The sequence below is a fragment of the Polaribacter atrinae genome (genome assembly GCF_038023995.1).
In the GTDB taxonomy this organism is placed as follows: domain Bacteria; phylum Bacteroidota; class Bacteroidia; order Flavobacteriales; family Flavobacteriaceae; genus Polaribacter; species Polaribacter atrinae.
Window position 1 is genome coordinate 2,459,342 of record NZ_CP150660.1, and the last position, 24,645, is coordinate 2,483,986.

General features: G+C 29.1%; 27 protein-coding genes and 1 pseudogene. 19 read left to right on the forward strand and 9 right to left on the reverse strand.

Annotated features, from left to right (window positions below; translation table 11 throughout):
• Positions 1-7: 7 nt before the first annotated feature.
• The 10 genes and pseudogenes from WG945_RS10805 to WG945_RS17775 all read left to right on the forward strand — a co-directional run bounded on the left by WG945_RS10805 (position 8) and on the right by WG945_RS17775 (position 7,063).
• On the forward strand, positions 8-823 hold the full coding sequence (locus WG945_RS10805; RefSeq protein WP_068447841.1) for an SDR family oxidoreductase: 816 nt from the start codon (positions 8-10) through the stop codon (positions 821-823).
• 18 nt (positions 824-841) lie between these two features.
• Complete coding sequence (gene uxuA / locus WG945_RS10810; RefSeq protein ID WP_157603531.1) at positions 842-2,005, forward strand: mannonate dehydratase; 1,164 nt, start codon at positions 842-844, stop codon at positions 2,003-2,005.
• 1 nt (position 2,006) lies between these two features.
• Positions 2,007-3,407 carry a glucuronate isomerase gene (uxaC, locus tag WG945_RS10815; protein WP_068447845.1) on the forward strand — a complete coding sequence of 467 codons (1,401 nt, stop codon included), beginning with the start codon at positions 2,007-2,009 and terminating at the stop codon, positions 3,405-3,407.
• Between the two features lie 106 nt (positions 3,408-3,513).
• Entirely contained in the window at positions 3,514-4,818 is a 1,305-nt protein-coding gene (locus WG945_RS10820) for an MFS transporter (protein ID WP_068447847.1), read from the forward strand.
• 89 nt (positions 4,819-4,907) lie between these two features.
• Positions 4,908-5,105 (forward strand): annotated as a pseudogene (locus tag WG945_RS10825) (hypothetical protein); the annotation flags it as partial.
• A complete protein-coding gene (locus WG945_RS10830) occupies positions 5,068-5,271 on the forward strand; it encodes a hypothetical protein (protein WP_068447848.1) in 204 nt (67 codons plus the stop codon). The pseudogene WG945_RS10825 and the gene WG945_RS10830, both read left to right, overlap by 38 nt.
• 42 nt (positions 5,272-5,313) lie before the next feature.
• Positions 5,314-5,661, forward strand: coding sequence for a hypothetical protein (locus WG945_RS10835; RefSeq protein WP_068447850.1), 348 nt, complete (start codon positions 5,314-5,316; stop codon positions 5,659-5,661).
• 218 nt (positions 5,662-5,879) lie between these two features.
• Positions 5,880-6,014 carry a hypothetical protein gene (locus tag WG945_RS10840; protein ID WP_317039159.1) on the forward strand — a complete coding sequence of 45 codons (135 nt, stop codon included), beginning with the start codon at positions 5,880-5,882 and terminating at the stop codon, positions 6,012-6,014.
• Positions 6,015-6,373: 359 nt separating this feature from the next.
• A complete protein-coding gene (locus WG945_RS10845; RefSeq protein WP_317039160.1) occupies positions 6,374-6,694 on the forward strand; it encodes a hypothetical protein in 321 nt (106 codons plus the stop codon).
• Positions 6,695-6,880: 186 nt separating this feature from the next.
• On the forward strand, positions 6,881-7,063 hold the full coding sequence (locus WG945_RS17775) for a DUF4372 domain-containing protein (RefSeq protein ID WP_082864151.1): 183 nt from the start codon (positions 6,881-6,883) through the stop codon (positions 7,061-7,063).
• 527 nt (positions 7,064-7,590) lie between these two features.
• Here WG945_RS17775 and tnpA read toward each other — a convergent pair.
• A complete protein-coding gene (gene tnpA, locus WG945_RS10850; protein WP_157603520.1) occupies positions 7,591-8,043 on the reverse strand; it encodes an IS200/IS605 family transposase in 453 nt (150 codons plus the stop codon).
• 29 nt (positions 8,044-8,072) lie between these two features.
• Here tnpA and WG945_RS10855 point away from each other — a divergent pair, with 29 nt between their 5' ends.
• Together WG945_RS10855 and WG945_RS10860 are read left to right on the forward strand one after the other, a co-directional pair.
• Positions 8,073-8,549, forward strand: coding sequence for a transposase (locus tag WG945_RS10855; RefSeq protein WP_068447855.1), 477 nt, complete (start codon positions 8,073-8,075; stop codon positions 8,547-8,549).
• A 36-nt stretch (positions 8,550-8,585) separates the two neighbouring features.
• Positions 8,586-9,590, forward strand: a complete 1,005-nt coding sequence (locus WG945_RS10860; protein ID WP_068447857.1) for an IS30 family transposase — start codon at positions 8,586-8,588, stop codon at positions 9,588-9,590.
• A gap of 649 nt (positions 9,591-10,239) precedes the next feature.
• Here WG945_RS10860 and tatA read toward each other — a convergent pair.
• From tatA to rnr, 3 genes are all read right to left on the reverse strand, one after another.
• A complete protein-coding gene (gene tatA / locus WG945_RS10865; RefSeq protein ID WP_068447859.1) occupies positions 10,240-10,428 on the reverse strand; it encodes a twin-arginine translocase TatA/TatE family subunit in 189 nt (62 codons plus the stop codon).
• Between the two features lie 56 nt (positions 10,429-10,484).
• Positions 10,485-11,174: a head GIN domain-containing protein gene (locus tag WG945_RS10870; protein WP_068447861.1), complete on the reverse strand. Its 690-nt coding sequence runs from the start codon at positions 11,172-11,174 to the stop codon at positions 10,485-10,487.
• A 90-nt stretch (positions 11,175-11,264) separates the two neighbouring features.
• On the reverse strand, positions 11,265-13,490 hold the full coding sequence (gene rnr, locus WG945_RS10875) for a ribonuclease R (protein WP_068447864.1): 2,226 nt from the start codon (positions 13,488-13,490) through the stop codon (positions 11,265-11,267).
• Positions 13,491-13,604: 114 nt separating this feature from the next.
• On the opposite strand from rnr, the gene WG945_RS10880 reads away from it, so the two are divergent.
• The 4 genes from WG945_RS10880 (at position 13,605) to WG945_RS10895 (ending at position 16,248) form a co-directional block, all read left to right on the forward strand.
• Positions 13,605-13,745 carry a hypothetical protein gene (locus tag WG945_RS10880; protein ID WP_231874509.1) on the forward strand — a complete coding sequence of 47 codons (141 nt, stop codon included), beginning with the start codon at positions 13,605-13,607 and terminating at the stop codon, positions 13,743-13,745.
• 6 nt (positions 13,746-13,751) lie between these two features.
• Complete coding sequence (locus WG945_RS10885; RefSeq protein ID WP_231874516.1) at positions 13,752-14,510, forward strand: diacylglycerol/lipid kinase family protein; 759 nt, start codon at positions 13,752-13,754, stop codon at positions 14,508-14,510.
• A 736-nt stretch (positions 14,511-15,246) separates the two neighbouring features.
• Positions 15,247-15,681, forward strand: coding sequence for a ribose 5-phosphate isomerase B (gene rpiB, locus WG945_RS10890; protein ID WP_068447865.1), 435 nt, complete (start codon positions 15,247-15,249; stop codon positions 15,679-15,681).
• 126 nt (positions 15,682-15,807) lie between these two features.
• Positions 15,808-16,248 carry a GNAT family N-acetyltransferase gene (locus tag WG945_RS10895; protein ID WP_068448006.1) on the forward strand — a complete coding sequence of 147 codons (441 nt, stop codon included), beginning with the start codon at positions 15,808-15,810 and terminating at the stop codon, positions 16,246-16,248.
• Between the two features lie 104 nt (positions 16,249-16,352).
• Here the strand turns inward: WG945_RS10895 and WG945_RS10900 are convergent, their stop codons facing one another.
• The 3 genes from WG945_RS10900 to WG945_RS10910 are packed head-to-tail and all read right to left on the reverse strand — an operon-like array spanning position 16,353 to position 20,350.
• Complete coding sequence (locus tag WG945_RS10900) at positions 16,353-18,908, reverse strand: TonB-dependent receptor (protein ID WP_157603522.1); 2,556 nt, start codon at positions 18,906-18,908, stop codon at positions 16,353-16,355.
• Positions 18,871-19,791 (reverse strand): FecR family protein, encoded by a 921-nt coding sequence (locus tag WG945_RS10905; protein WP_068447867.1) that lies wholly within the window; start codon positions 19,789-19,791, stop codon positions 18,871-18,873. The genes WG945_RS10900 and WG945_RS10905 overlap by 38 nt, the downstream gene beginning before the upstream one ends.
• A 49-nt stretch (positions 19,792-19,840) precedes the next feature.
• A complete protein-coding gene (locus WG945_RS10910) occupies positions 19,841-20,350 on the reverse strand; it encodes an RNA polymerase sigma factor (protein WP_068447869.1) in 510 nt (169 codons plus the stop codon).
• 183 nt (positions 20,351-20,533) lie between these two features.
• On the opposite strand from WG945_RS10910, the gene WG945_RS10915 reads away from it, so the two are divergent.
• The 3 genes from WG945_RS10915 to WG945_RS10925 all read left to right on the forward strand — a co-directional run bounded on the left by WG945_RS10915 (position 20,534) and on the right by WG945_RS10925 (position 23,070).
• Positions 20,534-21,586: a hypothetical protein gene (locus WG945_RS10915; protein ID WP_068447871.1), complete on the forward strand. Its 1,053-nt coding sequence runs from the start codon at positions 20,534-20,536 to the stop codon at positions 21,584-21,586.
• Between the two features lie 97 nt (positions 21,587-21,683).
• The gene (locus WG945_RS10920; protein ID WP_068447873.1) at positions 21,684-22,466 is read left to right on the forward strand and encodes a membrane metalloprotease; all 783 of its coding nucleotides are present in this window, start codon (positions 21,684-21,686) and stop codon (positions 22,464-22,466) included.
• A gap of 16 nt (positions 22,467-22,482) precedes the next feature.
• Entirely contained in the window at positions 22,483-23,070 is a 588-nt protein-coding gene (locus tag WG945_RS10925; RefSeq protein ID WP_197482036.1) for a porin family protein, read from the forward strand.
• 177 nt (positions 23,071-23,247) lie between these two features.
• On the opposite strand, the gene WG945_RS10930 is transcribed toward WG945_RS10925, so the two are convergent.
• Both WG945_RS10930 and WG945_RS10935 read right to left on the reverse strand, forming a co-directional pair.
• Positions 23,248-23,814, reverse strand: coding sequence for a pseudouridine synthase (locus WG945_RS10930; RefSeq protein ID WP_262501909.1), 567 nt, complete (start codon positions 23,812-23,814; stop codon positions 23,248-23,250).
• A 7-nt stretch (positions 23,815-23,821) separates the two neighbouring features.
• Positions 23,822-24,616, reverse strand: coding sequence for an alpha/beta hydrolase (locus WG945_RS10935; RefSeq protein ID WP_068447877.1), 795 nt, complete (start codon positions 24,614-24,616; stop codon positions 23,822-23,824).
• Positions 24,617-24,645: the final 29 nt, after the last annotated feature.

Genomic DNA, 24,645 nt, shown 5'->3' on the forward strand with positions numbered 1-24,645 from the left:
ATAAACAATGAATACCACATTTGAAATTAAAGATAAAGTAGCCGTAATTACTGGAGGTGGAGGATCACTTGGTAGTTGTGTTGCAAAAAGCCTTGCATTGTCGGGTGTAAAAATAGTTTTACTAACTAGAAACGAACAGATATTAATTCCTCAACTCGAAGAATTGAGATCTGCAGGTTGCCAAGCAATAGCAATAAAAACAGATATTTTATCTGAAGAATCTTTACTGCAAGCAAAAGAAAAAATAATTGACCTTTATGGTAGAGTTGATATTTTATTAAATATTGCAGGAGGTAATTTACCCGGTGCAACTATTGGAGAAGATCAAACAATTTTTAATCTTGCTATGGAAGATTTTGACACAGTAACTAAATTAAACCTTAACGGAACAGTAATCCCTTCAATTGTATTTGGTAAAGTAATGTCAAATCAAAAAGAAGGTGTCATCATAAATTACTCTTCTATGGCTGTGCAAAGAGCAATTACAAGAGTAGCGGGTTATTCAGCATCAAAAGCAGCGATGGAAAACTTTACAAGATGGATGTCTGTTGAAATGGCTACTAAATTTGGAGATAAAATACGTGTAAATGCAATTGCACCAGGTTTTTTTATAGGGAATCAAAATAGAAAATTATTATTAAATGATGATGGTTCTTACACATCAAGAGGTGAGGCTATTATTAAAAATACGCCTATGGGAAGGTTTGGAAATGCGGATGAATTAAATGGAGTTATCCACTTTTTATGCAGTGACGCCTCTAAGTTTATTACTGGAGTTGTTATTCCTGTAGATGGTGGATTTAGTGCTTTTAGCGGTGTGTAAAATTTATAAATTATGAAAATGCTACAAACTTGGAGATGGTACGGACCAACAGACCCTGTAACCCTCTCAGACATAAAACAAGCTGGGGTTCAAGGTATTGTTACTGCATTACATCATATTCCTAATGGTGAAATATGGTCAGTTAACGAAATTCAAAAAAGAAAAAAACTCATTGAAGATAGCGGTCTGGTTTGGTCAGTTGTAGAATCTGTTCCAATACATGAAAGCATAAAAACCCAAACAGGTGATTTCAACAAAAGAATTGAAAATTATAAACAAAGCCTCATAAATTTAGCCAACTGTGGTATTTATGTAGTTTGCTATAATTTTATGCCAGTGTTAGATTGGACCCGTACTCATCTTCATTGGGAACTTGCAGATGGAAGTACCGCCTTAAGATTTGATAAAATTGATATGGTAGTTTTTGAGTGTTTTATAATGCAACGAACTGGTTGTGAATTAGACTATTCTTCTAAAGTTGTTGAACTGGCAAATGCTCGTTTTTTAAGTATGACACTACAAGAAAAACAACAACTTGAAGATAATATCCTAAAAGGTTTACCAGGTACAGTAGAAGATCTTACGATGCCGGTTTTTAAAGATATGATTGCTCAATACGATCATATCAACCACAAGGAGTTAAAATCTAATTTATCTTTTTTCCTTAATGAAGTTATTCCTGTAGCTGAAAAAAAAGGAATTAAAATGGCTATTCATCCTGATGATCCTCCATTTGATATTTTAGGACTTCCAAGAATTGTAAAATCTGAAGAAGACTTGGATGATTTGGTTAATTTTATAGATAGCCCCTCTAATGGAATCACATTTTGCACAGGTTCTTTAGGAACAAATCCAAAAAATAATCTTCCAAGTATGATTGAAAAATTTGGAAACCGAATTCATTTTCTTCATTTACGTAATGTGAAACGTGAAAAAGATGGTAGTTTTTATGAAGACAACCATTTAGAAGGTTCTTCAGATATGTATGAAATTGTTAAATCAGCCGTGAAAATTAGTAATGAACAGCAAATTTCTATACCAATGCGTCCTGATCATGGTCATCAAATGTTAGATGACTTAAAAACAAATAACAACTACCCAGGTTATACCGCTATAGGCCGTTTGCGTGGGTTAGCAGAATTGCGAGGACTAGAAATGGGAATAATTAAATCTTTATCATAAAATGAACAAAAATCTTATTCACGACAATTTTTTATTACATAACAAATTTTCAGAAGCACTTTATCATGATTATGCAGCCAAAATGCCCATAATAGATTACCATAATCATTTATCTCCATCAGAGATTGCAAATGATAAAGTATTTGGAAATATTACGGATGCTTGGTTAAAAGGAGACCATTACAAATGGCGAGCATTACGAGCTTTTGGAATTAATGAGAAATATATAACTGGGAATTCCACAGATAAAGAAAAATTTATGAATTGGGCTAAAACGGTGCCATATACTTTAAGAAATCCTCTTTATCATTGGACTCATTTAGAACTTGCAAGATATTTTAATATTTACGAATTATTAAATGAAAAGAATGGCGAGGCTATATTTAATGAAACGTCAAGCCTTTTAAATACACCTGAATTCAGTAGCAGAAGTTTATTAAAAAAAATGAATGTTGAAGTACTTTGTACTACAGAAGATCCTTTAGATACATTAATACATCATCAAAAAATAGCTTCAAGTAACCTTAAAACAAAAGTAAGTACTGCCTTTAGACCAGATAAGGCAATTACAATTGACGATCTTACTTATAATGATTATTTAGATAAATTAGAAGAAGTGGTTGGTTTTTCTATTTCTTCGTATGATGATTTATGTGATGCTTTAAAAAAACGGATTACCTATTTTAAAGAAAACGGTTGCACATTATCCGATCACGGTTTAAAATACATTTGTTTTGAAAATTATACGGAAACTGAAATTAAATCTATTTTTAAAAAGAAACGTTCTAGAAATAATATAACCAATTTAGAATCCTCAAAATTTCAAACTTCAATTTTACAATTTTTATGTGAAATTTATAGTGATTTGGGCTGGGTTCAGCAATTTCATTTAGGAGCACTTAGACAAAACAACAGTAGAATTACAAATCTATTAGGCGCTGATGCTGGTTGCGATTCTATTGGAGATTACCCACAAGTTTATACATTATCAAAATTTTTAGATAGTTTGGATTGTAAAAATAAATTAACAAAAACAATTATTTACAATTTAAATCCAGCCGATAATGAATCTTTTGCAACTATGGTTGGAAACTTTAATGATGGCTCCATAAAAGGAAAAATTCAATTTGGGTCTGGATGGTGGTTTATGGATCAGAAAGATGGCATTACAAAACAAATAAATACGCTATCTAATATGGGCTTATTAAGTTGTTTTGTAGGTATGCTTACAGATTCAAGAAGTTTTTTATCCTTTACAAGGCACGAGTATTTTAGACGCATACTTTGCAACATTTTTGGAGAAGAAATTGCAAAAGGCGAATTGCCAAACGATATTGAATGGGTTGGAAAAATAATTGAGGATATCTGCTATAAAAATGCAAAATCATATTTTAACTACTAATAATAGTATATATAATTAGTTGAATAAAAAGTACCTTAGAAAAGCGACAATATTAATAGCTAAATAATATTAACTCAGAGTAAACAATTTAGAACAACAAGCTAAAATGAATAAAATAAAACAGAGAATAGGAAACTATCGTTATCGAATATTGGGGTTATTATTATTTGCTACTACTATTAATTACTTTGATAGAAGTATTATTGGGGTTATGGCTCCAACACTTCAAAAATTATTTGATTGGACGAATAACGATTACGCAAATATTATTATAAGTTTTCAAGTTGCTTACGCAATTGGTATGTTAACTATGGGAGGCATAATTGATAAACTAGGAACTAAAATTGGATATACAGTTGCCATTGGAATTTGGAGTGTTTTTGGAATGTTACATGCTGCCGTAAGACCTGGTTTTAGTATTATTGGTTTTAGTTTGGCAAGATTTGGTTTAGGATTTGGAGAGGCTGGAAATTTCCCAGCAGCTATAAAAACTGTTGCAGAATGGTTTCCAAAAAAAGAACGGGCTTTTGCTACTGGAATTTTTAATGCAGCTACCAGTATTGGAGCCATAGCAGCACCTTTTGTGGTCGGTTTGATTGTTCATGAAGATGGTAAAAATTGGCAGATTCCATTTTTAATTACAGGGGCATTAAGTGCAATATGGATTATATTATGGTTGAAATATTATAAAAAACCAGAAGCGCATCCCTCACTAAGTAAAGAAGAACTTGAATACATACAAAGTGATTCTGAAGTCGAAACTGTAGGTGCGAAAATTCCTTGGATAAAAATTATAAAAAAACGTCAAGCCTGGGCTTTTGCCATGGCAAAAGTTACAGATGCTGTTTGGTGGTTTTACCTTTTCTGGGGAGCAAAGTTTTTAGCAGAAACCTTTGGTTTAAAATTAAAAGATATTGGATTACCATTTTTTATAATGTATATGCTAGCTGATTTAGGAAGTATTTTCGGAGGATATTTATCAGGATATTTTATAAGAAAAGGCTGGTCTGTTAATAAGGCTCGTAAAATTACATTACTAATATGCGCTGTTATGATTATTCCTGTAAGTTATGTAGCTTTTGCTGAAAATAAATGGGTTGCTGTAGTACTTATTGGTATTGGAGCGGCAGGACATCAGGCTTGGTCTGCTAATATATATACGCTAGTATCAGATGTTTTTCCTAAAAAAGCAACAGCTTCTGTTGTTGGAATTGGAGGAATGGTTGGTGCTGTCACCGGAATTGTAAGTAGTAAAATATTAGGCTCTCTATTGGATAAGGCAGACAATACTGCATATTTTTGGGCTTTCTTAATTGCTGGTTCTTGTTATTTAGTAGTTTTAGGGTGTATTCATTTATTGATGCCAAAAATGACTCCTTTGGATGAAAATTTAGTAACTGTTAAAGAATGATAAAAAAAACAAAGTAAATTTGGTCAAAAACGATATATTAATTAATCTATAAAAGTGAAGTATTATATAAAAAGTAGAAGTTTTTTTTAATGTGTTTAGTTTTTAGCTGTAATAAAAGCAAAGAAAGTTTTAATCAGAAACAAACACTCTTATCTAATTTTGTAAATCCTTTTATTGGTACAGGTGGTCATGGCCATACATATCCAAGTGCCACAGTCCCTTTTGTAATACTGCAAGTAAGTCCTGTAAATGGGATCAGTAAATGGGATTGGTGCTCGGGCTATCATTGTCCCAAGAGACCAATTTTGGCGTGTTAATTTTTCAATAGTCAATTGGAATCACGATATTACAGATGGTGTCTATTCTAGTAAAAAAGGTGAAGATGGTAAGTTTTTACACAAATATAATTGGGTTTGGTCGCCAACAGATGTTGTGAATATTCACGAACCATAAAACTGGGATTATGTATAATTTTCAACAAAATAATTGGGAAAAATGGTGTCTTTTAAAATTCCACAAGATGATAAAATCAAATGGGAACTGTATAGCTTATATCGTACTCAAAAGAACCATTATTTAAAAACAAAGCAATGGTTAACATCTATTGAAAGTATCAATCCGTCAGAAATTAAAATTGATGATAAAATCATCCAACCTTCCATAGAAAATCATAAAACAGGTTCGAATATAATGGTAAAAAGTCCGTTTTCAAATAAAATATTAACGATAAAAGAAGGTGTAAATTCATTTCAAAATAAATTAAATATGAAGACATTAAATAGAGCATCAATTTTACTTCTATTATTAGTTTTTATAGGATGTAATCAAAAAACGAAACATTAGAGATTGTTAAAGTTAAAAAAGTTGAAACAGCATTCGATTTTGGAGTATGGATTACCACTAAGGCAGGAAACACAAATGAAGCTTACTTAGCAGAATTTCAAAAATATAAAAATGGAGGAATTAATGAGGTTTTAATTAACACGTTAACAGACCCTAAAGAACTAAATCGTTTAATCCCTATAGCCACTAAAGCTGGTTTAAAAGTGCATGCATGGATTATGGCAGTAAATCGCCCTGATGTTACTATAGCTTTAAAACATACAGAATGGTATATGGTTAGTAGAAAAGGAAAATTGTGTTTTGATACACGCCCTTATGTAGAATATTACCAAGGGCTATGCCCTACTAGATAAGAAGCTAGAAATCATATTTTAGGTTTGGTAAAGGTTTAGCAAAAGTAGATGGCATTGAAAGTGTCCATTTAGATTATATTCGTTTTCTAGATATTTTCCTACCTATAGGGTTATTGCCTAAATATAACATAGTACAAGATACCGAAATGGCAGAATACGATTTTTGCTATTGTGATGAGTGTATTAATGCATTTGAAAAAATCCACCATAAAGAACCTCGTGAAAGTAAAAATACAGCCATTTATATGGAATAGAAAAACTTCAGATTAAACGCTATTAAGACATTAGTAGATGATGCTTATAGAACTGTACACAAATACAATAAAAAATTCACGGCTGCAGTATTTCCTTATCCAGAAATGGCAGATCATATGGTACGTCAACGTTGGGATAAATGGAATATTGATGAGGTATACCCAATGATTTACCACGGTTTTTATAATGAAGAAACAGAATGGATTGGCTACGCAACAAAACAAGGTGTTACCGATGTGAAATCTAAAAATATTGGTTTAAATACTGGAATTTACATACCTCCTTTTACTTCCGCTAAAGAATTAAAACAGGCTATTTTATTAGCTAAAGATAATGGAACAAAAGGAGTAACATTTTTTGATGGTCCTGAATTAACAGATGAGTATTTAACTACAATTAAAGAAACTAAAGCCAGTTTTAATTAAGAAAAAATATATAATGAATATAAATTATCTTATAAAGTTTATACCCATTTTAAAAGAGAGAATTTAGGGAGGAGATAAACTAAAAAAGTATTTTAATAAAAACATTAGTGTCCGATAAAAAAAGCCTCAATTTTTGAGGCTTTTTTCGTAATATATAAGAATTGATATCTGACGAAAAATTCAACTATGGGTAAAAGTACTATTTTTTTCGGACAGCCCATCTTCAGTCAAATGATAAGTTTAAATGATAAGGGTGAAATAACTGCGCGAGGTTTATCTGATAAATCAGATCCTTATTGCAAGCGGTTTTCGACATTTCAGCATTTAATAACAATGGTTTATGGTGTTACCTCAGGATGCAACTCATAACGAGAACTGTGCGGTGGCATTGTAAGTTATGGAGATAAAATTTCACATTGTAAGTTTGATTATTCTCCAAAACGAAGTACCATTTCTGATGCCAACAAAAGAAGGGATTGTATTGTCTTTAAAGATATTTATACTGATTTAGTAACCGAGTACCTTCCAGATTTATCGGATAGCCATAAGTCATTAGTTATTGATAAAAAAGTTTTTGCGATAGATTCCACTACAATCGCTCTTTTCCAACCAATTTTTGAGTGTGTTGGTCGTAATCCGAACAATGGAAAAAGAAAAGGAGGTATAAAAAGTCATCAAAAATTAGATATGCAGGCAGGAATACCAGTAAAGGTATATCATAGCAATGCACGTGAACACGATTCTCTATTCATACAAAAAGAAGGAATCATTAAAAAAAGGAGAAGTTGCTTTATTTGACAAAGCATATAATAACTACGCACTGTTTGATAAATGGAATAAAGATGAAATTTATTTTGTTACCCGAATAAACTACCTCGGGGCAAGCCCACGAGGTATTAAAATAATTTGAGCTGTCCAGAATGAATTTTCTTGTATTCTTCTTTATCTTTTCTTTGGTTCTGAACATATTGCTGAATCACTTCCTTTCCTGCATACAAGCCAACCCTATTTGCATAAAATCCACTTGTCCAAAAATTCCCTCCCCATAATAATAATTTTATTTCTGGATGCAGACGGAACATCTCTCGCGCTGTTAAACTCTTTAGTATTCGAACTAATTTACTTATTGACAATTTAGGAACACTTTGAATTAGAAAATGAACATGGTTTGATTCATGCCCTATTTCTATAAACTCAATCTCATAACGTTCAGGAATCTCTGCACATATAGTTATTAAGGTTTTTCCAACATCTTCTGTTATAACACGCTTTCTGTATTTCAAAGGAAATACCAAGTGATACATCAACAAGGTTTTGTTATGGCTCTTATATATATGGTCATCTTTCACAAATTGAAGATACGCTTTTTCAAAGCGTTATGAAAAACCATCCGTTTTTCAAACTTTTCCTTTGCTACAAACCGAGGCAAGCCTCGGGGAATTCTTTTCGATTAAAAAACAATGCTAAAGAAACACTTTTAGAAGAGTTCGACCTCGAACAAGCCACACCAGACAACATTTTAAGAGATGCTAAAATTGGTCTTAATTACAAGGATGATAACGGATTGGAAAAGCAAGTAGAGTTACGGTTAGTATCATTCTATCACCAAGAAAAAAACAAGGCATACTATTTTATTTCCAATCTTTTTGAACTACCAGCAGAACAAATAGCAATGCTTTATAAAAAACGATGGGAAATAGAATTACTGTTCAAAAAAATAAAACAAAACTTCCCTTTACAATACTTTTATAGAGATAACAAAAATGCGATACAAATACAGATTTGGTCTACACTTATAGCATTATTACTTATTACCGTTATGAAAAAGAAGTTAACAAAATCCTCCATTCAATAACTTAACGCAACAAATCTAAATTAATAGATTTGTAAAATGGAATTAAAAAAACATAGACGATTAACTTTAAAAGAAAGAGTTATTATTCAGACACTTTTAAAGGAAAAAAAGACTAAATCTTATATAGCAAATAGACTTGATAGATCTCGTTCAACTATCGGTAGAGAAGTTAATAAATTTGTAACAGAACCAGGTGAAAAATATGATGCTGATTTAGCTCATTGGTGTGCTAAATCAGATTATTTAAACAAGAGAAATTTAGATAAAATAAGTACATATTCTTTACTTAGATATTTTGTATATAAAGGTCTTTTATTAAACTGGACTCCTGAACAGATTTCTGGAAGACTAAAAAAATTATATCCCAATGATCCGATAATGTCTATTTCGCATGAAGCTATTTATAGACACATTTATACCAGACCACAAGCCCGTTTAAACAAAAAGTTAATTAAACTATTAGTTCGTAAAAAAACAAGACGTAGAACCTCTAAAAAAAGACGTGGTGGTGGAAGTAAGATTATAAACCAAGTCAGCATTGACAATAGACCAGGGCATATTGAACTCAGAAATGAAGTTGGACATTGGGAAGGAGATTTAGTCATTGGAAAGAACCATAAAAGCGCCATAGGAACCATTGTAGAACGTAAAACAAGATTCACTTTAATTATTAAATTAGAATCTAAAAAAGCGGATGAAGTAGCTAATGAATTTTCTAAAATATTAAATAAATTAAATCCTATTTATAAAAAATCTATGACATATGACAACGGTATTGAAATGGCAAGACACGAAAAAATCACTAAAAAAACAGGTATGAAAATATATTTTGCTCACCCCTATTCTTCATGGGAAAGAGGAACAAACGAAAACACAAATGGACTCATTAGAAGATACCTTCCAAAGGGAACTAATTTTAATGAAATCGACTTAAAACAACTTCAAATTATTCAAGAAAAATTAAACAATAGACCTCGAAAAATTATAGGGTATAAAACACCAAAAGAAATGATGGATATTGAACTGAAATTTGTAGCTTAGTAACATCTAAAAGCTAAAACGTTTTGTTGCGTTACAACATTGAATCCAAGAATCATGGAGTTTTTCTAATTTGGTTAGTTTATTACAAAAATATCTTTTCAGTTATCTTAATTTTGTAGACGTTTTTTACTAACGTAGCCTCTTATGCTAAAGAATTTGTGAAAAATAAAGGTAATCCTGATTGTTTTCAAGGAAAATTTAGTTTTTAATAAAGTCAATAATACAGGGGCTTACTTTTTGGTTTTAATAATTAAAAAACCTGTTTATTTAATTGAAAGCTCATAATGTAGTATTTTTAAGTTTTATCGGACAACAGTATTTGTAAATGTAAATTATATAACAGATATTTCTGGCAACGCAAGAGGTTATTTATTATAATCAGAATTTATACCAATAGTTATTCCCGTATCTAGAAGTTTTTCTAAACAATCTTTACAAAGTTTGATACAATAAATCTTCCCTTTTATCCCAAATACTCTAAAAAACTTCCTGTTTACAACAAATTTATAATAATTTGAATTAAGATATATATTTGTCTCATGAAAAAGAATATAAAAATATTGGGGGATTTTTTTAATTCATATACAAAAAGCTCAACTTGTATTATACAAATTGAGCTTTTTTTATGTTTAAAAAGAGTAACCTATTATTATTTTTTCTCTTCTAATTTTTCTTCTGGTTCTTCTTTAGCAGCGTTTTTAAACTCTTTAATTCCGCTTCCTAAACCTTTCATTAATTCTGGAATTTTCTTACCACCAAATAATAGTAAAACTACTACCACAATAATAATTAGTTGTGGACCACCAATGAACATAAAATTTGTTGCTAAACTATACATGTTTTCTTTTATTTAATAATACAAATATACAAAAAAGGGAATAACAGTACCCTTTGTTAATTCCTTTTTTGAATAATTCCACCAATTACTTTTTTATCTTGAACAACCTCTGGATCTCCCTTGTAAAATATAGATCCTCCAAAGCTTACTTTAGCACTTAAAGTTTTACCAGCTAAAACTTCTGCTTTAGCTCCTGTACCTGCAAAAACATTAGAATTACTAGTTACTTGCATGTCAAAACCATTATAAATACCATATAAGTCTACATCTACTTCTTGGTTATCTGCAGTACCAGTTAATTTTATAATTCCGCCAGATGATGTTTTAACAGTTAAATATTTAACGTCTGTTGTTAAATTAATAAAAGCTCTTTCTTGCGAGTTAACTTCTAATTTATCTTGATTTATATCTTTACCGGTTACCGTTGCACCTTCATTAGCATCTATAATAGCTATATTTTTATTATAATAGAGCTTTACTAATACTTGACCATCTGCAGCATTGTTTTCTGGTTTTAAAGAGAAAGGTAAAGATATTTTTAAGATGTTATTCACATTCTTAATTTTAACCATTTCAGATTTTTCTCCAGTAATTTCTAATTTTTGATCTGCAGATTTTATCAATTCTAACTCTATACCATTATAAACTTTTAACTCAGAATAATCACCCAAATTTTTAGTTACAGTTGTTTGTGCAGCTAATGTAAAACTGAACATTAACGTGAATATGAATACTATTTTTTTCATTTTATTAAAATTAAATTACAATACTTAAGTCAATAAACATGCCACTTTATAAATAATATAACGTTTATAAAGTGGCAAAATTGTTAAATTTTATTTTTCTATTAAAGCAAAATCTAAATGTTTTCTTTCTAAATCTGTATGTTTTACTCTTACTTTAACATCATCTCCTAACTGATATAGTTTTTTAGAAGCTTGACCTACAATAGCATATTGCTTTTCATCAAAAATATAATAATCACTTTTTATATCTCTAATTCTTACCATTCCTTCACATTTATTAGAAGAAATCTCTACATAAATTCCCCATTCTGTAACCCCAGTAATTACACCTTCAAAAATTTCATCTTTATGATCTTGCATGTATTTTACTTGCATGTATTTAATAGATGATCTTTCTGCTTTAGAGGCTAATTCTTCTCTGTTAGATGAATGTTTACACTTTTCTTCATATTTATCTGCTTTTGGGCTATCTCCGCCATCTAAATAGTGTTGAAGTAATCTATGTGTCATTACATCTGGATAACGTCTAATAGGCGATGTAAAATGACTATAATAATCAAAAGCCAATCCATAATGCCCAATATTTTGGGTTGTATAAACTGCTTTAGACATGGTTCTAATAGTTAAAGTCTCAATCATGTTAGATTCTGCTTTACCATGTACATCACTTAATAACTGATTTAAAGAATCTGAAGTAGATTTTTTAGTATCTGTATTAATTTTGTATCCAAATTTACGGACCATATTTTCTAAAGAAGCCAATTTTTCTACATCTGGTTCATCATGAACCCTATAAATAAATGTTTTATTGGTTGCTTTTCCTTTAGAAAAACCAATAAATTCAGCAACTTTTCTATTAGCTAACAACATAAATTCTTCAATTAATTTGTTAGCATCTTTAGATTCTTTAAAGAAAACACCAACTGGGTTTGCTTCTTCATCTAAATTAAACTTCACTTCTACTCTATCAAAAGAAATTGCACCTTGTTTCATTCTTTTTTTACGAAGAATTTTAGCCAACTCATCTAATTTTAAAGTAGCTTCTACAACTTCTGGAGCTACTACATAAGATTCATCTGTAATAGAAATATCTTCTGGCATTGTATACGGTTGAACATCATCAGATAATTTAACGTTTTCTATAATAGATTGTGCTTCTTCATAAGCAAAACGTTGGTCTGAATACGTTACCGTTCTACCAAACCACTCACCTACTACTTGTGCTTTTTCATTCAATTCAAAAACTGCAGAAAACGTTAATTTTTCTTCATTTGGTCTTAAAGAACAAACTCCGTTAGATAACATTTCTGGTAACATTGGTACTACTCTATCTACTAAATAAACAGAGGTTGCTCTTTTATAAGCTTCATCATCTAAAATAGTTTTAGGTTGTAAATAATGCGATACATCTGCAATATGAATTCCTATTTCGTAATTACCATTTTCTAATTTTGTAAATGACAATGCATCATCAAAATCTTTTGCATCTTTAGGATCTATCGTAAAAGTTAAGTCTTTACGCATATCTCTACGCTTAGAAATCTCTTTTTCTGTAATTTCAATTGGTAATGATTCTGCTTCTTTTTCTACCTCTGGTTCAAACTCATAAGGCAAACCAAATTCTAATAAAATAGAATGCATTTCTGTATTATGATCTCCTGGTTTACCAAGGACTGTGGTAATTTTTCCGAAAGGATTTTTAGAGTTTTTAGGCCAATCTATTAATGAAGCTTGTACTTTATCTCCGTCTACTGCTCCATTTAATTTATTTTCTGATACAAAAATATCTGCATACATTTTGTTGTTATCCGGCACTACAAAACCAAAATTTTTAGTTTTACTTTTTTGTAAAACACCTACAAATTCTGTTTTTGCACGCTCAATAATTTCTACAACATCTGCTTCATATTTCTTACCACTACGTCTTTTATAAACATACGCTTTTACAGTATCGTTATGTAAACCTTTACCCAAATTAATATTTGGAATAAAAATATCGTCTTCGTAATCATCTGTTACAAAATATCCATTTCCTGTAGACGTAACATCTAACGTACCAATAGAATATTTTTTATCAACATTTATTTGAAACTTACCTCTTTCTACTTCTTTAATTTCTTTAGTTACAGCTAATTCTGCTAATTTCTTAATTATTTGGGTTTTACCATCTGTATCAGAAATCTTTAATTTTGCTGCAATTTGCTTATGGTTATAAGATTTTTCGCTGTCTTGTTTTAATACTTTAAATATATTTCTGGTTAAGTCTTTTACAACATTCCCTTTCTTTTTATATATTTTATTTTTCTTTTTTGTCATTAATTCTTACTTCTTATTATATGATACTAAATTACAATTATTTACTCTGATTGGCTATTAAAAAATAGTTATCAATCTAAAATTGTAATTTGGCATTACTTTAATTATTATTTTATGTCTAAATCTTGGTTTATAATTGCAAATCCTATTTCTGGAAATCGGAATTTTTCTAAACAATGGAAGGAAATTCAACAATTATTAAACAATAAGAAAATAGACTTTTCTTTTGCTTTTACAAAATTTTCTAAACACTAAATTGAATTGGTTGATACCGCAATTCAACAAGGCTTTAGAAATATTATTTCGATTGGTGGAGATGGAACACTACATAATGTAGTTAACGGAATAATGATGCAAAGATACGCAAAAACTTCTGATATAACTATTGCGGTAATTCCACAAGGAACCGGCAACGATTGGATAAAGAGTTATAACATACCTAATAACGTAGAAAAAGCAATTGAAATTATATCTAAAAAGAACATCGTTTTACAAGATATTGGTATTTTAGAACACGAGAATAAAACTACTTTTTTTAATAATGTAGCAGGTTTAGGTTATGATGGTTACATTGTTAATAAACTAAAAACTTTAAAACGTTTTGGTTCATTAGCTTATATATTAAGCGGAATAGCAGGTTTATTTTTTTATAAAAAAACCGTGTTTAAAATTATTTTTAATGATAAAGTATTAGAAACTAATTGTTTAATGACTGTTTTTGGAATTTGTAAATTTTCTGGAGGCGGAATGCAGTTTACAAAAAATGTAAATTCTACAGATGGTTTATTAGACATTACTATTGCTAAAAACCTGACTATCTTTGATTTAATTTTTAATCTTAGAAAACTATATTCTGGTAAAATTGTAGATCATAAAAAAATAGAAACTTATAAAACCAAAGAAATTAGAGTAGTTCCACAAACGCAAAAACCTTTTATTCAGGCTGATGGTGAGTTAATTGGCACAGGAGAAGTAACAGTAAAAATTATAGAAAAAGCAATTAACTTTGTAATCAATTAAGTAAAAATTCTAAATACTTTTTATTTTTAAACGGAATAACAACATAAGTACAATTTCGTTGTTTTTATATCTACATTTAAAAAGACTTCTACTTTCTTAAAATTAAAAAAGAACTTTAGTATTTATCAGTAAAAAATTATTGAATCAAAATTAAGTCAATTTCTTCTCTATTTTCTTTTTACTTTCCTCCTATTTCATTTTTACGTTTTCAACAGTTATAAACATTCTTTATTATAATTATATTTTCTTTTTAAATTTAAAAAAAACAATGATTGTTATAATAGTGTGTGAATAGCTACTATAAAATAATCACTTTTTATTTTTTAATTTCAGTTATTAAAAACCATTGACAAGTTATGAGTTACTTAAAAGCTTAAAAATCAATTTAATTTTAGAGTTATTAACAATAGTTATAAACAGTAGTTAACTTAAAATTCTTAATAGTTAACATCCAAATCTATGTAAACAAATGGTTAATTTTATGTTGATAAACTTTTATCAAAAACTCATAAAAAAAGTTGTGTATGTCATGTTACTCGCTGTATTGTAAAATTTATTTAATATACCAAATTTACTTATAAAAGTTTGCTGATACTTCTTAATAATTACCTAACATAGCTAAAGACTTAAAAATTAAAAGGTTATTAAAAAAGCTATTTTTTTGATTGTTTATAACTGTTGATAACCGTTAGTTTCTGTATTTTTGTTGCTACAACACAATTAAAATCAATTTATTATGACAATTGCCATTGGTAACGATCACGCAGGTACAGAATACAAATTCGAAATTATAAAACATTTAGAAGAAAAAGGATATAAAGTTCTAAATTTTGGAACCGATACAAACGATTCTATGGATTATCCAGATGCTATTCATCCAACAGCAGATGCTGTAGAAAGTGGTAAAGCAACAATGGGTATTATTTTATGTGGTTCTGGTAATGGAGCACAAATGACCGCTAATAAACACCAAGGTATTAGAGCTGCTTTGTGTTGGAACAATGAACTAGTTGCATTAACAAGACAACATAATAACGCAAACGTTCTTACCATACCTGCACGTTTTGTGTCTTTACAACAAGCTATTGGTTTTGTAGATGTTTTTCTTTCTACAGAATTTGAAGGTGGAAGACATGGAGATAGAGTACAAAAAATTTCTTGTGCCGGATAAATAATTTTTCCGATACAGAATTCAATAAAAAATCACTCGGAGTAACAATGTGTTAATAACTGTTGTTTTTTGAGTGATTTTACTTTTTTAGCCAAATTATATAGACAATATAAAGATTTTAAGATGATGAATTTTCAAATAAAAACCTTTCAAGAATTAAATACTACAGAACTTTATAAGATACTTCAATTACGATCGGAAGTTTTTGTGGTAGAACAAGATTGTGTATACCAAGATGTAGATTTTAAAGATCAAAAAGCTTTACATGTTATTGGTACTAAAAATGATAAAATTGTTGCGTACACACGTATTTTTAAACCAGGAGATTACTTTACAAATAGCAGTATTGGTAGAGTTGTTGTTGCAGCATCAGAAAGAAAATATGGCTACGGACACAATTTAATGAAAGCTTCTATCGAAGCCATAAAAACTCATTTTAATGTAGATAAAATTACGATTTCTGCACAAAAATATTTAAAGAAATTCTACGAAACACATCAATTTATTCAGGTTGGTGAGGAATATTTAGAAGATGGAATTCCGCATATTAGAATGGATAGAAACTAATTAGTTTCCATCCAACTTATCATTTCGACGATAGGAGAAATCTCATAAAGTTACACAACTATAAATACTTAGAAATGATAAAATTTTAGATAAATTATCTTCTTTTAAAAATTGATTCTAAAGCTTAAATTAGGGGTAAATGGTAAAGAATAATTGTTTACTCTTCTTACATTATTTTCGCTCGTTTCATCTACAACATAATAAGAATCTATAGTGTTATTTTTATCAGTTAAATTAGTAAAACCAATACGAACAGTAGATTTTATAGCTTCAGAAAAATTAAAATCATAACTTCCAGAAAGATCTAATCTAAAGAAATTATCTAGTTTTTCTTGGTTAGGATTGTTATAATTTACAATAGTTCTGTTACCACTTTCTATAGTTTCATTTCCTACAATAGGTGTTGTATAAGGTTTACCAGAACGTAAAACACCCCCAAAAGAAACCTTTAAAAATTTGGTAAAATTATAGTTAAAAGCAGCACTTAAAGAATGTGTAATATCTAAACTATTAGCAAACGTTGTTGGATTAAAAATATCGAATGTATAATTGTTTTTTGCGTAGGTATAGCTTAACCAAGTACTAATTTTATCAGTTTGTTTATTAACTAAAAACTCAACACCTTTTACTTCATAATTTCCAATAGAATTTAGGGTTTGTGTGTTGTTATAAAAACCTTGATTTACGGCTGTAATTCCATCTGCTTTTTTATAAAAACCAGTAATATCTACATATAATTTATTTTTAGAATATGCAGCTCCAAAAGAAGCTTGTTTACTTTTTATAATAGGAGTATTTTTATCATCAGAAAGAATCCATCTTCGTTTTTCTATGCCTAAAAAATTATCTTCAAAATCTATTTTCTGTGCGGTTGTTTGGTTTTTAAATTCACCTTCTAATTTTATAGATACTTCGGTATTTAGTTGCTGGCGGATATTAATTCTAGGCTCTACTACAAATTTAGTAAACTTATCAAAGTAGTTTGTTCTTACTCCAAATCTTGCGTACGTATTTTTTTTATGATATTTAATTTCAGAATAAAAAGCACTTTTTAACAACACGTTTTTATCTGTTTTAGAAAAAGTTGGTGCGTTTACAGTTGTGGTATTTTTAACACCTATTTCATTCAATACTAGTCCGTTAGTAAAATGTAAAATATCAGAAAACTCATATTTAGTATCTACTTTTATTTCTGTTTCTAATACATTATTAAATTGTGTTTGATACTGGTCTGAATCTTTATTATAATCTGAAGAGTTTATTTTATAATCTGAAAAAAAGAGAGATACGTTACTAGAAAATTTAGAATCCCAATTTGCTTGCCAAGTAATATTTGCTCCCAAATTTTCTTGTTTTAAAGTACTATTTTCTTCAATAGTTGTAGTGTTAGTAGTATATTTTTCTTGATAATCTAAATTGTTTTTTATGTGAATAAAATTGGCTCTAATTGCGTGATTATAGTTAACATCATATAAAAATTTAAAAGAATAATCGTAGAAATAAAATTTAGATTCAGTGTTATTTACAGCGCTAGAAGAAATGGAGTTATTTTGAAAACTACGAGAGAAATAATTATTATAAGTTGGGGTGTTAATAACATCTGTAAATGATCTTCTTGCAGAAATATGTACTTCTAAATTCTTCTTTATAGGAACTTGTACAAAGGCATCTGCACTTAACAAATTAAACCCACCACCACCAGAAAGTTTATTTGTAATTTTATTAGAAGTTTCCATTTTTATGGTTGATGAAACTCCGTCTGAAAACGCACTACTTGTTCCGTTTTTAGTAACAGATATTTTTTTTGTTAAATACGGATTGTAAGCAGAAATTAGACCAAAAAAATGACCCGAATGATACATTTTTATACCATCCCAAAGCACTAAATTTTGGTCATTGGTACCTCCTCTTACATTAATATTAGAAATACTTTCATTTATACTTTCTACACCTGGTAAAATTTTAATTGTTTTTAAAATATCTGGTTCAATTAAGCCTGGTAGAATTCCAAATTTTTCTGTGTCTAAAACAGTACTACCATCAGCATTTTTATGCAAACCAGCAGTTAAAAATTTAGGCATTATAATTTCTGATAATTCTTCTGTTTCTTCTTCTAAAAAGACTTCTTTACAGTGAGTAGAAAATAGTTCTTTAGCAGTAATAATTTTAGTTTTAAAACTGATAAAAGAAATGGTTAAAGTGGCATTTACAGGTACATTTTTTAAATAAAAAAGACCTTTACTATTAGTGGTTGTACCTAATTTATAGCCATTTACCTTTACAGATGTTAAAAATAAAGGTTCTAAAGAGTTAGCATCTAAAACGGATCCGCAAACAGAAATATACTTATTTAAAAAAGAAACAGTTACATATCTGTTGTCTAGTGTTTTAAATTGTAAAAACGTTTCTTTATTTAAATAAGAGATAAGATTTTCTATAGAAATACCTTCTTTTGGCTTTGGTATAAAAATATTTTTTACATCATTATCTGAATAAGAAAATTTTATATCATAACTTTTTTCAAGTGTTAATAATAAAGAAGAAAGTGGCAATTTATCAGAAGAATTCTGAGAAAATACCATACTTACAGTCAATAAATAACTTATAAAAAAAAGTGTATACTTATTTAGCATAATTAAAGATAGTAATTTTTTTACCATCAATTTTATAAGATAATTGTAAAGGAATTGTCACTGATTTTAGCGCAATGTTTATATCTGTATGTGTAAACCCACCAGAATATAAAATATCTAAATCAACATTTGTGGTTTCTATAGTGTAGGCAAACTGATTTTCTATTTCATCTAAAACAAAACGCAAAGCAGTACTTTTAAAATTAGATTCTTTTTGCAACCAAGATTTTTCTTTAATATCAAAAGTGTTTTTCATATCTATAACGCCATTTACTACTTTAAAAATGGTTCCTTTAGGTAGTTTTACCAAGGTATCTTTATAAGCAACACTTACCAACCCTTCGTAGGTTTTTACTTCAAAATAATTATCTCTTTCTTTTACATTAAATTTTGTACCAAGCACAGTTACAGCTCCAATAGTGGTATTTACGGTAAATTTTTTCCCTTTTTGAACTCTAAAAAAAGCTTCTCCGTCTAAGGTTAAGTTTCTATTTTCTTGCCAACTTTCTTTGGCATAAGAAAGTTCTGAATTTGCGTTTAAAACTACCTCAGAATTATCTGGTAATTGAAAGTTTTTTGTTTCTGCAAATTCTGTTTTAAAGATGGAATTATTAGTATTATTAAAAAGAAGAAAATAAGAAGTTGTTAGTAATACTACCAATGTTGCAGCATATTTATAGAATTTATTAAAATTAAATGAAACCACTTTTCCTTTTTTAGAGGTATTTTTAGTTTTTAATTTTAAGTCTGCAAGCGCTTTTTCTACATCAACTTTTGGGGTTTCTATTTGTGTAGAATAATGTGCTATCTTTTCTATAGTTTTAAAATCTTTTGTTTCTTTTAAACGCGCTAGTTCTTCATCAGAATTTTCTCTGTTTAGCCACTTTAAGATGTCGTTTTCGTTTTTCATTTTTTGTACTTCTATATATATAACAACTAATTAGTAGTTTACCCTATCTTTAAATACCACTAATTTTTGTTCTTAATTTTTTTAATGCTGATGACATTCTTTTTTCTACTGCTTTTTGAGATATTTCTAACATTTTTGCAATTTCTCTGTATTTTTTTCCGTCAATTCTATTCATTAAAAAAACCTCACGTTCTCCTTCTGTTAAACCTGCAATAGCATTTTTTAATTTGTCTTTAAACTCTTCTTCTTCTAATAGATACTCTGGACTTTGGTTATTAACATCTAAATAAGGAGAACTTTTTGCATATTCAAAAACCACTTTTTTGTGTTTTACTTTATTTAGAAAAAGATTGTTAATAACTGTAAATAAGTAAGACTTAGCTTTTGTAAAATCGATCTTAGCACAATGCTCCCATATCTTTATAAAGGCTTCTTGTGCTAAATCTAAAGAGGTATTCTTATCTCCAGATTTATAGTAGGCAAAATTACTGGCAGATTGTATATGAGAAGTATAAAACTCATTAAAATTGATTTCATCACAAAGAGATTTATCACTCATAATAAAAGGGGGTTAAATAAAAAATGTAAAAAAAATAGATGACAAAGGTAGGGTAAATAAATGTTTAGTTGTTTTACTTACAGAACAACTAAAAAAGAGTTATTCAATTAAAACTAGGGTAAAATAGTTGACAGCTGTTTTACTTACATACACAAGAAATCAAAAATATTAAATTTTATTATTATGAAATCATTAAAATTAATTATCGCAATTTCTTTAACTGCAATAGTAGGTTTTACTTCATGTCAATCTGAAGAAAGTAAAGAAGTAGGTACAAACCCTAATACAAATTCATCTACTTCTACCACCGCTTCTAATTATGAAAGAGCAGCTAAAAATGATGGTTCTGAAGATGATTTTTTAGACGGAAACTCATGTACTGAATTATTATTTCCATTAACTGCAACAGTAAACGGACAACAAGTTACACTAATAAGTAAATTAGATTTTTCTACAGTTTTAAATATAATGGGAGAGTTTAATGATGATAGTGATGCTGTAACTTTTAACTTTCCAATTAGTGTAAAAACAAGTAGTTATTCAGAAGTAAAAATTAATAATCAAGCAGAGTTTGATACTTTAAAACAAGAATGTGAACAAGCAGAATCTGATGGTAAAAATGCCATTTCTTGTATAGATATCAATTTTCCGGTAACCATGTTAACTTATAGTATAAGTTTAGAACAAACAGGTACTGTAGTTGTACAAACACAAGAACAACTACATACGTTTATGACAGATTTAGAATCTGATGAGTTATTTGCTGTAAATTATCCAATAAATGCAACATTAAGTAACGGTACCTCTGTTCAAATTAATAGTGATGCAGAGTTTCAAAATGCCATTTCAGAATGTGCACAATATCAAGAAGAAAAAGAAGAGGCAAAAGAAACTGCCGTAGAAGTAGAAGCTATTTTATCAGGAACTAAATTTAAAGTAGAATCATTTGTTACAGCTGGTGTAAATACTGCAAATGATTATGCAGATTGGTCTATAGAATTTACAAACGATTTAAAAGTAGTAGCTAAAAATGTAGTTAATGCTACGTTAAATGAAGTAGAAGGAACGTATACAGTAAGTTCAGAAATGGATGCTTTTGTAAATATCAATTTTGCAAGTAATACAGCAGTAAGTGCTTTAGGTAATGATTGGTTTGTAGCTACTTATAGCAATACCTTAATTACTTTAAAGAGTAAAACAGATACTTCTGTAACTCTAGTTTTTAAGAAAATTTAAAGAATAATAGTTAGTGATAGATATAGTTAGTTGATGATAACTTTACAGCTATTCCCCTAATACCCCTAAAATAGCTGTAAAGTTTTAATACAAACAAATGAAAAATATTTTTTTACAAGTAACTTTAATTTGTACTATATTATTCTCATGTTCTTCATCAGAAGAAGAAATAATAGATCATGAAACCGGTAATTTAATTAACGTAAGTACCAACAGACAAACAACAGGATCTTCTGCAAATGATTTACTTTCTGGAGGTATTTTTAAAAAAATGATTGTAGAAATTGCTTATATAAAAGGTTTTAAACCAACCGAAACAGCAATAAATAATTTTAAAAATTTTATTACCAATAGAATCAATAAACCAGAAGGAATTGAGTTTGTAACTAATGAAATTTCTTATACAGAAAAAGAAATATATACTTTAGATGAAGTAATAGCTTTAGAAAAAGAGCATAGAACAGCATACAATTCAGATACCAAAATTGCTGTGTGGGTATTATTTGTTAACGGTAAATCTTCTAAAGATACGAGTTCTAATGCCATCTTAGGAGTTGCATATTGGAATACTTCTTTTGTTATTTACGAAGAAACTATACAAGGTTTAAGTAATAGTGCTTTTGAACCAAAAAGGAGTTTATTAGAGTCGTCGGTAATTAATCATGAATTTGGGCATATTTTAGGTTTAACAAATTTAGGAAGTGAATTACAAAGTAATCATGAAGATACAGCACATCCAAAACATTGTAGAGAAGATGATTGTTTAATGTATTGGGCAGCAGAAACAAGCCAAGGAATAGGCAATATGATTTCTGGAGGACAAGTACCAACATTAGACGCACAATGTTTGGAAGATTTAAAAGCAAATGGTGGAAAATAATTTTAAAAATAGAAAAATGAAAACAATATATTTAACAATAGCATTAATGGTTACAAGTATACTAACATTACATGCGCAAGACAGAAAAAACAAGTCAACAGCAGGTATTAAAGGAGGATATAATATGTCTTCTGTTAGTTTTGATGGCACGTCAGAAACAGATAAATTACACGGATATCACATAGGTATTTATGGAGAATCTTATATTGGTAATTACCTTTCTATTCAACCAGAAATTATGTATTCTAAACAAGGATATAAAATTATAGATCAATCTGGTACTTATACGCAAAAACTAGATTACATAAATGTGCCCTTAATGTTAAAATTATACCCTGTAAAAAGTTTCTTCTTAGAAGCCGGACCACAAATTGGTTTTTCAATATCGCACAAAGAAACCTTTGATAGTGGTTTTATTTTATATGATACTGAAAAAGAATTTGAGCCTAATAATTTTGATTGGGGAGTGAATGTAGGAGCTGGTTTTAAAAGCGATTCAGGCCTAAGTTTAGGTGTAAGATACCATTTAGGTCAAAATGATATTTATGATGAAGACAAGCCTAAAAATAGAGTTTGGCAACTTTATGTAGCATTAGAACTTTAAACACAAAAAGGGAGATAAATTAATTTTTATCTCCCTTTTTTGTCATCTTGTAAAGTAAGTAACCAAAACCCACTACAAAGTGTAGAATAATTACAGCAGCTACTATATATAAGGTGGTATTAGAATTATTCATAATGTAAAAATAGCAATATAAAAGTTGTTTTTTTGTGATAAATGTTACATTAAATTATCAACCTCTTTTACGCCACTAATATCTAAATTCCCCAATTTTATTTTACCAATTCTCACCCGAATTAAACGTAAAGTTGGCAAACCTACAGCAGCGGTCATTTTACGTACTTGCCTAAATTTACCTTCTGTAATAATAATAGAAACCCAACTTGTTGGTCCGTGTCTTTCATCTCTAATTTTCATGCTTCTTAGCGGAAACTTAGGATCGTCTATTATAAAAGCTTTACCGGGTTTTGTCATGTATTTTTTACCATTAAAACCAATTTCTACACCAGTTTGTAATTGCTCAATTTCTTTTTGGGTGATAATACCATCAACTTGTACGTAATATTCTTTTTCGTATTTATGAGACCTAATTTCTGCAGATACTTTACCATCTGTTGTTAATAAAAGTAATCCTTCAGAGGGTACATCTAAACGACCAATTGCCATGGTTCCTTTAGGGAAATCGTGTAAATCTCCTAATAATTTTTTCTTCCGCTTTGCGGGATTTACAAACTGAGAAATCATTCCCCAAGGTTTGTGAATTATAAAATGACGGTGTTTTTCTATCAAATTACTAGTCTTTTAAAGAAGATAAAAACCCATTAAAAGAAGCCCAATACATTTCATTACCTTCCGTAGTTTTCCATAAAGCTCTAGAACCATGAATTCCTTTTACTTCTGGTATAAAATGTGTTAAATAATTAGAATCTACTTTATTTACTAATGTTTTAACGTCAGCACTTTCACTTAAAGAAGAAGTAACAAAAACAGGTTTTTTATACGTACTTATACTTTTATTAATGTCTATTCCTTTAAAATATTCACCAGGACTAAATGCTGCAACTGCTTTAATTTTAGCATTATCTACGCCCATTAAAAGTGCTAAAGAAGAAGAGTAAGAACTACCAACTAATATAATTTTTTGCCCACCATTTTGATTGTATATATAATTTATAGCAGCTTCAATATCTTGTTTTGCATCTAAATAAGTATCTCCTAAACCTTTTGCACGAGCAGCTATTGCTGTTTGATTATTTATATTATTAACCGTTTTACCAGATCGTTGGTCTATTGCCATTACTGCATATCCCAACTTAGTTAATTCTATAGCAGAATCCTTGTATTCTCCTCTACTATAACCTGCCTGATGACATAGTAAAACAGTAATTGGTGTCTCTTTATTTTTATAAATATCTGCAGTAATTGGTAAACTATCTTTAGAAGGAAATGTAATGGTTTCTTTTTCTAAAGTAGGTTTTGTTTCTTCTTGTATCGTTTTATTTTCTGACACTACATTGGTTGGAGTTGTCTGTTTATTTTTACAAGAAAAAAGTAAGAGTACGCTAAGAATTAAGGTGTATTTTATCATTTTGTTTAGAATGTAATTTTAGTATTTAT

Excerpts from the sequence above, each read along its gene's own strand:
- WG945_RS10915 (WP_068447871.1), top strand. The coding sequence starts at position 20,534 with ATGAAATCATTAAAATTAATTATCGCAATTTCTTTAACTGCAATAGTA.
- WG945_RS10935 (WP_068447877.1), bottom strand. The coding sequence starts at position 24,616 with ATGATAAAATACACCTTAATTCTTAGCGTACTCTTACTTTTTTCTTGT.
- rpiB (WP_068447865.1), top strand. The coding sequence starts at position 15,247 with ATGACAATTGCCATTGGTAACGATCACGCAGGTACAGAATACAAATTC.
- uxuA (WP_157603531.1), top strand. The coding sequence starts at position 842 with ATGCTACAAACTTGGAGATGGTACGGACCAACAGACCCTGTAACCCTC.
- WG945_RS10835 (WP_068447850.1), top strand. The coding sequence starts at position 5,314 with ATGGTGTCTTTTAAAATTCCACAAGATGATAAAATCAAATGGGAACTG.
- WG945_RS17775 (WP_082864151.1), top strand. The coding sequence starts at position 6,881 with ATGGGTAAAAGTACTATTTTTTTCGGACAGCCCATCTTCAGTCAAATG.
- rnr (WP_068447864.1), bottom strand. The coding sequence starts at position 13,490 with ATGACAAAAAAGAAAAATAAAATATATAAAAAGAAAGGGAATGTTGTA.
- tatA (WP_068447859.1), bottom strand. The coding sequence starts at position 10,428 with ATGTATAGTTTAGCAACAAATTTTATGTTCATTGGTGGTCCACAACTA.
- WG945_RS10860 (WP_068447857.1), top strand. The coding sequence starts at position 8,586 with ATGGAATTAAAAAAACATAGACGATTAACTTTAAAAGAAAGAGTTATT.
- WG945_RS10830 (WP_068447848.1), top strand. The coding sequence starts at position 5,068 with ATGGGATCAGTAAATGGGATTGGTGCTCGGGCTATCATTGTCCCAAGA.
- WG945_RS10870 (WP_068447861.1), bottom strand. The coding sequence starts at position 11,174 with ATGAAAAAAATAGTATTCATATTCACGTTAATGTTCAGTTTTACATTA.
- WG945_RS10900 (WP_157603522.1), bottom strand. The coding sequence starts at position 18,908 with ATGGTAAAAAAATTACTATCTTTAATTATGCTAAATAAGTATACACTT.
- WG945_RS10880 (WP_231874509.1), top strand. The coding sequence starts at position 13,605 with ATGTCTAAATCTTGGTTTATAATTGCAAATCCTATTTCTGGAAATCGG.
- WG945_RS10895 (WP_068448006.1), top strand. The coding sequence starts at position 15,808 with ATGAATTTTCAAATAAAAACCTTTCAAGAATTAAATACTACAGAACTT.
- WG945_RS10905 (WP_068447867.1), bottom strand. The coding sequence starts at position 19,791 with ATGAAAAACGAAAACGACATCTTAAAGTGGCTAAACAGAGAAAATTCT.
- WG945_RS10920 (WP_068447873.1), top strand. The coding sequence starts at position 21,684 with ATGAAAAATATTTTTTTACAAGTAACTTTAATTTGTACTATATTATTC.
- WG945_RS10840 (WP_317039159.1), top strand. The coding sequence starts at position 5,880 with ATGGCAGTAAATCGCCCTGATGTTACTATAGCTTTAAAACATACAGAA.
- uxaC (WP_068447845.1), top strand. The coding sequence starts at position 2,007 with ATGAACAAAAATCTTATTCACGACAATTTTTTATTACATAACAAATTT.
- WG945_RS10910 (WP_068447869.1), bottom strand. The coding sequence starts at position 20,350 with ATGAGTGATAAATCTCTTTGTGATGAAATCAATTTTAATGAGTTTTAT.
- WG945_RS10855 (WP_068447855.1), top strand. The coding sequence starts at position 8,073 with ATGAAAAACCATCCGTTTTTCAAACTTTTCCTTTGCTACAAACCGAGG.
- WG945_RS10820 (WP_068447847.1), top strand. The coding sequence starts at position 3,514 with ATGAATAAAATAAAACAGAGAATAGGAAACTATCGTTATCGAATATTG.
- WG945_RS10925 (WP_197482036.1), top strand. The coding sequence starts at position 22,483 with ATGAAAACAATATATTTAACAATAGCATTAATGGTTACAAGTATACTA.
- WG945_RS10805 (WP_068447841.1), top strand. The coding sequence starts at position 8 with ATGAATACCACATTTGAAATTAAAGATAAAGTAGCCGTAATTACTGGA.
- WG945_RS10845 (WP_317039160.1), top strand. The coding sequence starts at position 6,374 with ATGGCAGATCATATGGTACGTCAACGTTGGGATAAATGGAATATTGAT.